At 59.3% G+C, this 11,841-nt stretch carries 9 protein-coding genes; 4 read left to right on the plus strand and 5 right to left on the minus strand.

Annotation, left to right across the window (positions count from 1 at the left end; all coding sequences use genetic code 11):
• Positions 1–242 precede the first annotated feature (242 nt).
• From NKH22_RS24425 to NKH22_RS24435, 3 genes are all read right to left on the minus strand, one after another.
• Positions 243–947 (minus strand): Crp/Fnr family transcriptional regulator, encoded by a 705-nt coding sequence (locus NKH22_RS24425; RefSeq protein WP_023685922.1) that lies wholly within the window; start codon positions 945–947, stop codon positions 243–245.
• Between the two features lie 173 nt (positions 948–1,120).
• Entirely contained in the window at positions 1,121–1,294 is a 174-nt protein-coding gene (locus tag NKH22_RS24430) for a hypothetical protein (RefSeq protein ID WP_023689840.1), read from the minus strand.
• A 140-nt stretch (positions 1,295–1,434) separates the two neighbouring features.
• A complete protein-coding gene (locus NKH22_RS24435; RefSeq protein WP_023671409.1) occupies positions 1,435–1,590 on the minus strand; it encodes a DUF1127 domain-containing protein in 156 nt (51 codons plus the stop codon).
• A 618-nt stretch (positions 1,591–2,208) separates the two neighbouring features.
• Here NKH22_RS24435 and NKH22_RS24440 point away from each other — a divergent pair.
• Positions 2,209–3,045, plus strand: coding sequence for an SLC5/6 family protein (locus NKH22_RS24440; protein ID WP_023697775.1), 837 nt, complete (start codon positions 2,209–2,211; stop codon positions 3,043–3,045).
• Between the two features lie 316 nt (positions 3,046–3,361).
• Here NKH22_RS24440 and NKH22_RS24445 read toward each other — a convergent pair whose 3' ends face one another.
• The gene (locus tag NKH22_RS24445; protein WP_023735414.1) at positions 3,362–4,429 is read right to left on the minus strand and encodes a M35 family metallo-endopeptidase; all 1,068 of its coding nucleotides are present in this window, start codon (positions 4,427–4,429) and stop codon (positions 3,362–3,364) included.
• Positions 4,430–4,697: 268 nt separating this feature from the next.
• On the opposite strand from NKH22_RS24445, the gene NKH22_RS24450 reads away from it, so the two are divergent.
• The 3 genes from NKH22_RS24450 to NKH22_RS24460 all read left to right on the plus strand — a co-directional run bounded on the left by NKH22_RS24450 (position 4,698) and on the right by NKH22_RS24460 (position 10,512).
• The gene (locus NKH22_RS24450) at positions 4,698–5,324 is read left to right on the plus strand and encodes a nuclear transport factor 2 family protein (protein ID WP_023693770.1); all 627 of its coding nucleotides are present in this window, start codon (positions 4,698–4,700) and stop codon (positions 5,322–5,324) included.
• A 48-nt stretch (positions 5,325–5,372) separates the two neighbouring features.
• Positions 5,373–7,331, plus strand: a complete 1,959-nt coding sequence (locus NKH22_RS24455) for a hypothetical protein (RefSeq protein WP_023693771.1) — start codon at positions 5,373–5,375, stop codon at positions 7,329–7,331.
• Between the two features lie 97 nt (positions 7,332–7,428).
• Positions 7,429–10,512, plus strand: coding sequence for an ATP-binding protein (locus NKH22_RS24460; RefSeq protein ID WP_352911337.1), 3,084 nt, complete (start codon positions 7,429–7,431; stop codon positions 10,510–10,512).
• Between the two features lie 227 nt (positions 10,513–10,739).
• On the opposite strand, the gene NKH22_RS24465 is transcribed toward NKH22_RS24460, so the two are convergent.
• Positions 10,740–11,723, minus strand: a complete 984-nt coding sequence (locus tag NKH22_RS24465) for a substrate-binding domain-containing protein (protein WP_031197244.1) — start codon at positions 11,721–11,723, stop codon at positions 10,740–10,742.
• Positions 11,724–11,841 lie beyond the last annotated feature (118 nt).

The following is an 11,841-nucleotide window of genomic DNA, read 5'->3' on the forward strand; positions in this document are numbered from 1 at the left end:
GTCTCAGGCGCCAGCGCCCCATACAATGGTCGACGACAGCGGATTCATACTCTTGCCGAACCAAGGTTCAACACAATTCGATTGTACGGTTTTTACCAAGCGATTGCGGTTCGTTGCCCGCTTTTGCGCCGATGCTAGATTTGCCGGGCGGCCTCTCCCCAGATGGCCGCAAATGGCCGGCGCGGCTCTGGCAACATGCTTTCACCGGCATTCGCGTCGGCCATTTCCAGCCCGTGCCAGGCTCAGCCCAGCAGCCGTTCGTATTCGGCCTCGGCCTGGCCGTAGAAACCATCGGCGACGGCGATCAGGCCATCCCGGTCGCGAATGACGATCTCGCCGCGCCGCGACCGGATCAGGCCGCGCCCTTCCAGGATCTGCAGGCCGATGGTGACGCCCGGACGCCTGACGCCGAGCATGACGGACAGGAACTCATGCGTGATCTGGATCTGATGGCCGACCACCCTGTCGTCACACATCAGGAGCCATCGGGCCAGCCGATCCTCGAGCTTGGCGCGGGCATTGCTCAGCGCCGTGGATTTGGTCTGGCCGTGCAGATAATGGGCATAGCGCAGCAGGAAGGCGCGAAGCGTCGGGCTTTTCTGCAACGCTGCCTTGAACGGCTCGGAATCGATGCACACCGCCTCGCCCGGCATCTGCATGTAGCAGTCATGGGGCGCCCAGTCGGCGCCCATCACCAAGGCGGAGCCCGACATGCCTTCGTGGCCGATGATGCCGACCTCGGTGTCCAGGCCCGGCCGGTTCCTCGCCACCACCGAGGCCAGGCCGCTTTCCAGGAAGCAGACCGAGGCGACCGGCTCGCCCGCCATTTCGAGCGGGGCTTTGAGATCGAGCACACGATGGTGCAAATGCGGCGCAAGCAGTGCGAAGTCGGCCGGGTTCATGCGGCGCAAAAGGCCGCTTTTCTCCTTGCTGACCGACTGGTCCATCGCTCTCTCCCGTCAAGGGCAAGAGCACATGTCATCTCCCAGCCGTCGGCGCCCTGCCCAAATGCAAACGGTCATTGGACGATAGCTGACTCGGATTCAGCCATTGTACTTCGTACAAAACCGACAAATCAGGGGCGACGCCCCATCAATCAATCCAGCAGCTTTTTCCTGGATCAGCGCTTCGGGCGGTCAGCCGCAACCATGCGCGCTTCGCGCACGATGGACGAGCGATCGTTGCCGATCAGCGATGCGATCTCTTGTATCTGCTGCTCGGAGGCCCCGGTTTCCCGCGCCAAGGCCGCGAGCGCCTCGGCGCTCAGACCGGACTGTCTCGGTTGCTCCGCCATGGCTCCAATGCCTCCTGTCGGGGCAGGAGTGCGATGATCGCTCCCAAGCGTCAGCGCCCATTGATGTGGCCGACGATGCTGCACTGTACGCTTCCGAACAATCGATGGCGAGCGATATATTAGCGACGCTGGATGCGGCCCTAGAACGGCAGCCTTATCTCATCGATCGACCTCGACTCCGTCCAGCCAATGTCCTTCTGGATCTCCGTCGGCAGCGCATTCAGTGCGCGCACGGTCTTCCTGTGCTTGCTGGCGCGCGCCAGGGCAGCGCGAATTCTGCTGAGACTTTCAAACATCGGTTACCTCCATGCAGCAGCAGAGCGCTGCCTCAGGCCCGCTCTTGCACGGCCTCTGTAACCGATCGATTGCGCGGCAACGGTGAAGCGCTTCACAAACCGATGCCGGCCAGAAACATTTGTATACAAATTAGTTGCACTCCCGCGGTGGCGTGATCCGACCTATGGCAGGGCGATCGCATATGGCGCTCCCTCGGGTTCGGCGACCCACCTACCCTTCGTCGGCGCAAGGCGATCACATATGAGTTCTTACGAAGAGGACCCCCACCCTAACCCTCCCCACAAGGGGGAGGGAACGCTGCCGCAAGCCACCCATTCTGGCGTGGAACCTAGGCGATTTGCGGCGATCAGCGCCTACCAAGTCTCCCTCCCCCTTGTGGGGAGGGATTAAGGGTGGGGGTATTCGCTGGCGCCGCCTTATGCGATTGCCCTGCCCTCCTCCGCGCCATCGCCGGCATCGGCGTCCGCCAGCCTCGCCTATGGACGAATCCCATCATGCGCAATAAGGATGGGGTCTGCCGTGGCGCTTTCGCGCCGGGGCAGGCGACGTTCGTTCAATGACGCTGCGCCGGGCGCCTTTGACGCCCCGCAAAAGTGTCGATACCGGGGGATCTGGTCATGACCGACAACAAGCCGACCGTAGACGTTACCAAGGACTGGCAGGCAACGCAGGGCCAGAAGTCCGGCGCCACGCGGCTGCGCCTGTTCGCCGTGCTGTCGTGGGTCATCGCCATTGGCGGCGAGATCGCCGGGATCGTCTTGCTCTACAAGCACAAGTTCGACCAGGGCAACCTGCCGCTGCTGATCGGCATCCTGGTCGGGATCGCGATCTTCGCCATCGTCGGCAGCCTGCTCTGGAAGGCGGCCAACCGGAAGGACCCGGCCCGCGAATCCGACACGTTCAGGTTCTTTGTCCAGAACCAGCTCGGCGCGATCATCACGCTGATTGCCTTCCTTCCGCTGGTTCTCTTGATCCTCAACGACAAGAACATGGACCCGAAGAGCAAGAAGGTGGCCGGCGGTATCGGCGCCGTGCTGGCCGTGCTGGCGACGCTGATCGGGGTCAGCTACCAGCCGCCATCGGTCGAGCAGTACACGCAGGACATGAACACCTGCGCGGAACAGATCAAGGCGGGGCAGCCGACCACGGCCTGTTCGCCCGAGGTCGCCGCCCAGGCGCAGGCGATCGCCACCGACTCCACCACGGTGGCCGCGGCGACGAAGGACGCGGCACACCCCAATGGCCAGGATGTCGTCTACTGGATCGCGCCGGAAAACGGCGCCGCCAAGTCCGACACCGAGCATGTCTTCCACCTCTGCGCAGCCGTCAGCCCGCTGAAGGACAAGACCGTCAACAGCGGCTCGGTAACGGAAGCCTACGCCCAGAACGCCATCCGCATCACGAAGCAGATCGAGATGGAACAGAAGCAGTGCGGGTTTACGGCTGCGCCGTGAATCGGCCAGGGTTTGGCGCGCGCAGTGGATCACTGCCAAACCGGTCCAGTTCGTGTTGTCCGCATTAGCGTGCGCGCCAGGACTTCGATCCTACATTTCGGAGCCAGCCGGCGGGCGGCTTGCCAAATCCTGACAGGACGAGACGAAAGTTGAATGTCGCATTTTGGCGAGAGCGACCGGACCGCTTTCGGTATGCGGGAGCGATAGCGGACATTCACCATGCGATCGCAATGTGTCCGGCCCTCGGTGATCTTTTCTCGTTTCTGATGGCAATACGGCACCCGTATCCACGCTGGATCAGTTGCCTGGGTGTCCCTCACATCGGAAGATCCGGGTTGTTCTCCGCAAAGTATTCATGACTATCGGCATTTTCTGTGGCTTGCGGGGGGTTTTCAACCGCGAGTAGCTTGGCGGTATTTTGACCACCAGAGGAATAGTCGTCTGTGAAGACGACGACCTCAAAGTGACTAATTTCGTGTACAATCGTTCCAGATCTTGAATCCGTTCCTTTCAGAGCGGCTGACCAGAACTTTTGACAAACAAAGATATTATAAGGTTGACCACGGAACACATACGCATAAACTCCCGGTCCGCAGACGCTGCCGTGACATCCAAACGATATTGCTTTGTTTGCAAGAGCATCCGCAATCTTCGAGAAATTTCCAGTGGCCTTCGCGTACAGTCCTACGGTATGCGCCCCAAACCATGTCAGATATCGTTGGGAATTCGGTTGCTGGGCAGAAGGCGTGCCCTGCAAAACCTGCAGGGCAGCCGAGGCTATGTTGTTTGCTTCCGCCAGCGCAGCGCCAATATCGTCCTGTTGAGAGCTGTCACACTGGTCGAATTTGGGTGCCGAGAGCGGTATCCGTTCCGGAGGAATTCGACCGGATAGAAGCCTGAACGTGACGGCGTTGCTCAGAACCTGGGCGCGTCTCAGGGCACCTTGAGGGCCAACCAGCAGACCCACTCTCTCTGTATCATAGGTAACCGCATAGATCCCTGCTTCATAGATGGCGTAGTACAATGACAGATCGACGGGCACCGAAATCGATTGTCCGGGTTCGATATTGATAAAGTCAGCCTCGGTCGGTTCTGCTCGCTTCACCAAAGGGCCAATATACTGAATTGGCTGCGACCCTCTCGCTACTGAAAAAATTTCGCCCGAGACGCCGTCGATCGGCGTGGTCCACCTGAGCAGTCTGATCGGGCTGCGTGACCGGTTCGTGAGAGTAAAGTCAATAATTAGTGGGGTATCGTTTCCAAAAGAAGTCAGGCGCGATTGCAGAACTATCTCAATTTCCTGATTCTGCTGCGCAAACGCCAAAGGAACTATACTAAAAAAGGCTGAAATTAGAAACACCATATTTCGAACAATGTTCGGCATTTTTTGCTCCTGTGTAACCACGATTAGAATCTATTGTTTCGACTACGTGAGCTTTTATTTTGCTAACACATGCCAGATCACCCACAGCTGATCCGGCAATCAGGAATAAAATTGCTGCAGACAGGGGAGTACAACTTACCACAAATTCACAAATTCAGGAATACGACATCCCCGGCCTCCAATGACATCGATTTTCACTGGCGCCTTTTTTGGCGTGGTATAAGATGAACCGCTACTTTCCCATCAAGCTCCATCCGAGGGGGCCATTATGTGCGAGCGTTGGAAAGGCTTAATAACAGTCTGCGCGATTTTGAGGTATTTTGCCCTGGCGTATGGGTTCTGTTTTGCTTTCAGCGGCACTGCTTTGGCTGATTCATGTGGAACAGAGGCTACTCATGGCTGGAACGTCAATAATAATCCTCCGGCCGAAGACCGTCAGGCAATCCAAGATCTTTTGTCCCGCTACGCCTGGACGATCGACGAAAAAAATGCAGCCGCGTTCGCCACCCTCTTTGCGGAACCTAAATCGTCTTACTATGAGATTTGCGATGCAGGCAGCAGTGTCCTCGAGCTGACACTCGACCTTGGCCCAGAGTCGGCACATGATCTTCTCGTGCAAATGAAAATAATAGTTAAGAAACTGGAAACCGATAAACTCCAGACCCGGCATCTCGTGACCAACACCTTGTTCGACGTGGTTGACGACAAGACGGTGAACACCAAATCGATAGTCCTTGTGACAATGCAGGACTCCCACTCTTCGGCACCGAGTCTTGACTATTCGGCGGATGCCCGCGCGTCTGTTGTAAAGGGCGATGACGGCATGTGGCGATTTCAATCGCTTACTGTCCACGCTGACTATGACGCTGGCTCTGTCGCAGCGAAGAAGCGATGACGCCCAGAGATCGGCCATGGGTTCACTGGCACGCTCCAGTGGGCTGAGATGCGTGCTGTTGCGCTGATCGCTGCTGTCCTCGGCGTTGCGTTTCTCCTGTTGTCCGGGACGATCGGACATGAAGCTTTTGTGTCGACGCCGCGAGCCGGCGAGAGGCAAGGCTCCAATCAGGCCGACATGATTTGCAGCAAGGCGGGCAACTGCGCGGCGTCACCATTGCCACGCAGTTCCGCTTTCGAGCCGCTGCGCCCTCGCAGCGTCGCTTTCGCTCCCGCTGAACTCGATGGGAAGGCGTTCGCCGAAGCCGTTACGCGATGGAACCCTGACATCTTTTGGGCGCCAGCCTCAAAGAGCACCGACGTCATAACGAGGTCTGGCGATGAAGCGCGGGCGGTGTTCGGTCCTATTCCAGAGGGCGATTGCGGCAGCCCACAGATGAAGGTCATCCCACTGGAAGTTGATGGCAATGTCGTCGACCTCAAGCCCAATCCGACAAAACCGGGCTCTCCGCTGGAGTTCGAGCACAGCAATGAGAACGGAGAGGTGGTGAAATGGACGGCGACATTGCCCAGATGCGACAAGCCTTCGCTAACTGGCAGCTCAACCTACTGTGGGCTGAACTCACGTGCAGTAAGGGTCGTGCGCGGCAACGTGGAATGGCTGTTCCTCTGCAGAAAGTCCAATATCAGCCACGAGGTCAGCACCGATCCCTACTGGACACGGTCGGATCCGAGATTTTCCGTCTTCGGCACCATCGGGTTCAATCGGAAATCCGGAGAAATCATCTTCTTCGACGGCCGCAAGGACCGGAGCGAGTTCGATTGGTCAAAGCCCTTCGTTCCGCCAGGCGGGCGCAACTATTCCGATGACATCGGAAGGGTTGCGGCGGAGAAAATCTATGACCCGACGTTCCAGATCTCGTGCCATGCATGCCATGACAACAAAAGCCCCTATGTGATAGATCCGCACATTGAACAGAGCAGGGTCGGTTTCCGTTCAGCCCGCGATTCCAAATCGACCGCCTTCAGCCTGGGAGATTTTCTACCGCGCCGACCGCGGTTGCCGGGCGCGCCGTTCCGCGTGGTCGGCTCCGGTTACACCGGCACCTATCCCAATGAACTTAGCCAAGCCAGGACGGTCGAAGATCCGACCGGAAACTGCACAAGCTGCCACACGCTTACCACACAAATCACCGGCCGCCGTTTTGCCGCGGACGCAGTCGGGTACGAACCGGCGGTCACATCGCCAACCTGGGTCCAATTGCTCGAGCTGCACGAGGAACAGACCGTCTACGCCGGCATAGAAGCACATCGCACGGACTGGGCGATCGGCAGCAGCGGCATCCATCCCTGGATGGTGCCGGGGTCCGGCAATGACCTGTCCTCAGGAACGCCTCGATTGAGCTTGGAAGACTGGCGCAAGCTGAGCGACTGTCTGTGGGGAGCCGGCGGTCCTGAGTGTGGCTACCGCCCACTCTACACGCGCTGCCCGGCGCCAGAAGCGCAGGATGAAGGCTCTTCGCTTGCCGATGCCGAGATTCGGGTTTTGCCTCCACCGCCCGGAGAGGACGTCAGGACGCGTGTCCTTCGCTTAAGCTGGACCTTTCGCAACAGCTACGGTGGTGTTCCCGAGCGCGACGATATCAGGATCAATGTGGCAGTCAGCGCGGGCACGATTCCGGCAAACGGGGATCCGCCGCAAAGTGGCGAATATCCAAGCATCGAGCAGGCAAAGGGCATCAGCGTCGAGGCTATCTCCGGTCCAGTCGGTTCAGCCGGCTCCAGCTTGTGGATCGAGAACGTTTCGTTTGCTGGTCACAAGAAATGGAGCGATCCAGCGCCGTCGATGTCGCCGCGCACCTTCCAGATCGATCTGCCCGGTGAATGCAACCGACGCACCTTAGTTCGTTTGGTGCCCAAACGGTTCTGCTTCGACCAGAGCCAAGCGGCATTTAGCGAGGCAGACCATTTGATCTACGCCGATGTTCAGTGTGGCGAGCCTCAATGAACCACCTGACGCGATCGAAAGCGACTGGTGAGCACCGGGATTTGCGATAACATGACTGGGTGCTACATGGTCGCCGCACTAAGGAGGGTCCCGGAGCGTGACCACGCCGGTTCCATTGGCTAGCCCCATTTTGCCCGGCAATCCGGCGAAACCTGTTGCGGAACGGCGTTATCTCACCATCCTGTTCTGCGACATGGTGGGGTCAACCGAATATGCCGACCGCCTGGATCCCGAGGATTTCCAACACCTGATTGAGAGCTTTCTACAGACCTGCAGCAGCGTCGTCCGGCGCCGCAAGGGCGTGACGGCTAGTTACATCGGCGATGCTATTCAGGCCTATTTCGGCTATCCAACAGCTGGTGAGGACGACAGCGAGTTCGCGGTGCTGGCCGCGCTCGAGATCGTTGATGCGGTGGCCACCATCTCCGCAAATCTGGGATATCCGTTGCAAGTGAGGATGGGTATCGCGAGCGGCCAAGTCGTGGTGGGTGAGTTCGTCGGCGCACCGAGCGGTGTATCCACCGTCGCCTTCGGTCACGTCGCGCATCTAGCGGCACGGCTGCAGGTACTGGCCAAGCCGAATACGATCCTTGTCGACGCGGCGACCTTCGAGGCCGCAAGCGGCGCGGTTGATTTCACCGGGTTCGGCAAACATGAGCTGAAGGGATTCGCCGCGCCAGTCCAGGTTTGGCAGGTGCAAAGGGCGCGCATGGTGCCGACCCGCTTTGCAAAGCGGGCGCGTATGACCAAGCTGTGCGGCCGCAACGCCGAATTGCGACTGCTGATGGAGCACTGGGAGACTGTCGTGCGCGACAGGCGTGGCAATGCCGTGTTGGTCTCGGGGGAGTCGGGAATCGGCAAGTCCCGGTTGCTCAACGAAATCCAGCAGCGTCTGCGCAGCTTTCCGCAACTGACCATGCAATGTTCTCCGACCTTTGAGAACAGCACCCTTTATCCATTCCTCGCAGAGTTGCAGAGGATTGCAACGATCGAGGACGGTGACTCAACGGAAGAAAAGCTTCGAAAGCTCCGCAACGGATTGTCGATAGGCTCGGTGTCCAGCGACATCGCGCTGGCGATCTTCTCGGGCCTGCTCGGGATGCCGACGACAATGCCGGACAGGCTTGAAGGGACAAGTGCCGAACGACAGCGCAACATTGCCGAGCAAGCATTCATCGATCTGGTCGGTTATTTGGCGCGAACTACCCCGATCCTGATCTTGTTCGAGGATGAGCAATGGGCCGATGCGACCTCGCGCGACCTTCTCGAAAAAATCGTCGCCAGCCTGGCTTCGACACCCGCCCTCTTGCTTGTGTCGAGCAGGAACAACGCAAGCGTTCCATGGGTCGACGGTCCTGACGGGCACCATATCAGGCTTGAAGCGCTCAGCCGAGCGGACGCTGAAGCGATTGTCCATGACATTAGTCCGAATGCGCTCGCTGCTGACGTAGCAGCGGTGCTCGATCGCGGTGAAGGCGTCCCGCTCTATATCGAAGAGCTTACTCGAAGCGTGGTCGAAACAGGGTTGCGCCTAGACGTATCGCAGCCCAAGCGTCTGTCACTCACGAACAACATTCCAAACTCTCTGCAGTTCTCGTTGCTTGCCCGTCTCGACAGGCTGGGGACCGCCAAGGAAGTCGCGCAGGTCGCGGCGGCGATCGGCCGCGAATTCGATTTCGACATGCTGCGCGAAATTTGTGATTGGCCTGAAGCGGAGTTGCGCGCTGCGGTTGGTGAGCTGATGCGCACAGGGCTGATCGTAGCCGAGCGAGGGACGGCCGGAGCAGGCTTTTCGTTCACCCACGTGCTGCTCCAGCAGGCCGCTAGAGGCACGATGCTGCACGAACGTGCGCAACAGATTCACAAATTGATTGCCGAATGCATCGAGCTGCGCGACCCCAACGCGGGCTTTGCCTATCCCGAAGTGCTCGCTGAGCATTTCGCCGACGCCGGTCTGTTCGATCGCGCCGCTGACTACTGGCTGCAGGCAGGGCTGAAGGCCGCCAAGACTTGGGCGAAAGTTGACGCAGTGCGTATCTTCAGGAAAGGGCTTGAAGCCGCGAAACTCTTGCCTGACTCCGACGATCGTAGCCGCAGGTTGCTTCGCTTCGAACTGGAACTGGGCGACGTTCTGTACGCTGCGCTCGGCTACGTGACGGGCGAAGGCAGTGCCGCGTATCAGCGGGCCATAGCGCTGAGCGGGAAGCTTGGCGAACTGGAGGCGACGATTAGGGCACTCGACGGGCTTTTCGGTACCCATTTCAACTCGGGCCAGTTTGGTAAGGCCCTCGCGGCCAGTGATGAATTAATTCGAGTCGGCGAGGAGGGCGGCTACCTAAACGCGCTCGTTATAGGTCTGCAGTTTAAGGGCATGAGTCTGTTCTGTCAGGGTGAGTTGGCGGAGGCTCGGCAATATCTTGAGCGCGCTCTCAGCCACAAGGGCAGTGCAGACGAGGTCGGCAGCGACTTTCCGAGTATGGCCATGATCTACCTTTCGTGGACCTTGCATATTCTGGGGTATCGCCGTCAAGCGCTGAAACTCTACCTCGAGGCGGAGGCGACCGTTCGGCAGCAATCCGCCTATCGCTTGGCCGCCTGCTTGGGAAACGGGTGTGTGTTGTTCGCCTTCCGCGAAGAGAGCAGGGATATCGCTCGGCTGGCGGATGAACTTCTGCCATTAGCGCAGGAAAACGGTTTCAATCTCTGGACACGGGTGGCGCGCTTTTTTGGTGGCTTGGCTGCATCAAGCCTCGATGACAGTCTGGTGGGAAGCCATATGATGGCATTGACCGAGAGTGACCTTGAAGATCAGGAAGTCGACAAATCGTGTTATTTAGGCTTACTGGCCAAAGCTTTCATTAACTCTGGACAATTCGATATAGCGGCAGAGACCGTCGAGAAAGGTCTGCGCGAGGCCGAAAAGATTGGCGAGCATTACTTTACAGCTGCCTTGCTTCGCATTCGCGGCGAGATCGAACTTGCAAATGGAGTCGGAGACAGAGCGGCAGAGGCTTCTTTCCGCGAGGCTATTGCCTTTGCGCGGCAGCAGCGCGCTAGGAGTTGGGAGTTGCAGGCGACCAATAGTCTGGCAAAGCTATTGCGGTCACAGGGTAGATTCGAAGAGGCGCGTGCGGAATTGCGGGAGATCAACGATTGGTTCATCGCAGCAGACATTGAGTGATTAACGACGCATCACGTTCTGCCGGCAATCTCGACGAGCGCGGATTCGGCAACATCACGATCCCCGCGCAGCCGCAACTTACGGTTTAAAGCAGACCAACGTCCGCTTACGGGTAGCGATGGCATTGATCTGAAGGCCGGCAGCGGCCATTCACCCGTAGCTCGCCGCAACGCAACAAGGCCCCTCCCGGGGCCTTGCTTTCAACCTCAGTGCTGAGCGTCGCCCCCTCACTTCCCCATCAGCTGCTTGGCATTCTCGGCCGTGATCGCGGTGGTCTCCACCGTCACCGTCTTGTCCACTTCGGTCGCGCAGTCGAGCAGGATCTTTTTCGACATCTCGATCGCTTCCTTGGCGCCTGTCGGGTAGGTGAAGGTTGCGACCCAGTCGCCCTTGGCGACGGCCTCGATGCCGCCTGCCGGGCCCGGCAGGCCGTCTGTGCCGATGATCTTCACGTCCTTGCCCGCGCCCTTGGCGGCGAGCAGCGCGCCGGCGGCCATCATGTCGTTGGAGGCGTACAGCACCTTGATGTCGGGGTGTGCCTGCAGCATGGCGGCGAAGGCGACCTGCGCCTTGTCCGGCACCCAGTCGGCGGCCTGCTCTGCGACGATCTGGACCTTCGGGTTACCTTTCACGCCTTCCTTGAAGCCGTTGAGGCGCTCGACGGCCGGCGTCGAGCTCGGCAGGCCTTGCAGCACCGCCGCCTCGCCGCCATCGGGCAGCAGCGTCTTGGCGGTGTACTTTCCGGCTTCCTCGGCGATCTTGAAATTGTCGCCGCCGATGAAAGCGGTGTAGTCCTTGCCGGGGTCGCCGACCGTCTTGCGGTCAAGCTCGATGACCGGGATACCGGCATCCATGGCGCGCTTCACCGCCGGCGTCAGCGGCGCTGCCTCGAAGGGCGAGATCAGCAGGACGTCGACCTTCTGGGTGATGAAATTGTCGACCTGCGAGGTCTGCGTGTTGACGTTGCCGGCGCCGTCGGCGATCTGCAGCGTGAAGCCAGGCACTTCCTTGGCCGCCGCCTCCAGCTCGTCATTGACGTGCTGGCGGTAGGGCTCGGCATTGTTGGCCTGCGAAAAGCCGATGACGAACTGGCCGTCCTTGGCGCAGGCTTTCACCAGCGGCTCGGCGGCGTAAGCGGAGCCTGCAATGCACAGGCCGGCGCCTGCCAGCAGCACGGCCTTGAGGGTCGATCCTCTTAGTGTCGTTTTCATAACTCACTCTCCTCCTCGTCCGGCCGGGGGCCAGACCTTGGTTTGACGTTCACGTGTTGCCGTCTCCTCCTTGTTTGTTTGTGCATGTCGTCATCGCAAAACCTTTTGCGCGACATGC

Source organism: Mesorhizobium sp. M1252, from assembly GCF_040318265.1.
In the GTDB taxonomy this organism is placed as follows: domain Bacteria; phylum Pseudomonadota; class Alphaproteobacteria; order Rhizobiales; family Rhizobiaceae; genus Mesorhizobium.

Excerpts from the sequence above, each read along its gene's own strand:
- NKH22_RS24465 (WP_031197244.1), bottom strand. The coding sequence starts at position 11,723 with ATGAAAACGACACTAAGAGGATCGACCCTCAAGGCCGTGCTGCTGGCA.
- NKH22_RS24440 (WP_023697775.1), top strand. The coding sequence starts at position 2,209 with ATGACCGACAACAAGCCGACCGTAGACGTTACCAAGGACTGGCAGGCA.
- NKH22_RS24435 (WP_023671409.1), bottom strand. The coding sequence starts at position 1,590 with ATGTTTGAAAGTCTCAGCAGAATTCGCGCTGCCCTGGCGCGCGCCAGC.
- NKH22_RS24425 (WP_023685922.1), bottom strand. The coding sequence starts at position 947 with ATGGACCAGTCGGTCAGCAAGGAGAAAAGCGGCCTTTTGCGCCGCATG.
- NKH22_RS24450 (WP_023693770.1), top strand. The coding sequence starts at position 4,698 with ATGTGCGAGCGTTGGAAAGGCTTAATAACAGTCTGCGCGATTTTGAGG.
- NKH22_RS24455 (WP_023693771.1), top strand. The coding sequence starts at position 5,373 with ATGCGTGCTGTTGCGCTGATCGCTGCTGTCCTCGGCGTTGCGTTTCTC.
- NKH22_RS24430 (WP_023689840.1), bottom strand. The coding sequence starts at position 1,294 with ATGGCGGAGCAACCGAGACAGTCCGGTCTGAGCGCCGAGGCGCTCGCG.
- NKH22_RS24445 (WP_023735414.1), bottom strand. The coding sequence starts at position 4,429 with ATGCCGAACATTGTTCGAAATATGGTGTTTCTAATTTCAGCCTTTTTT.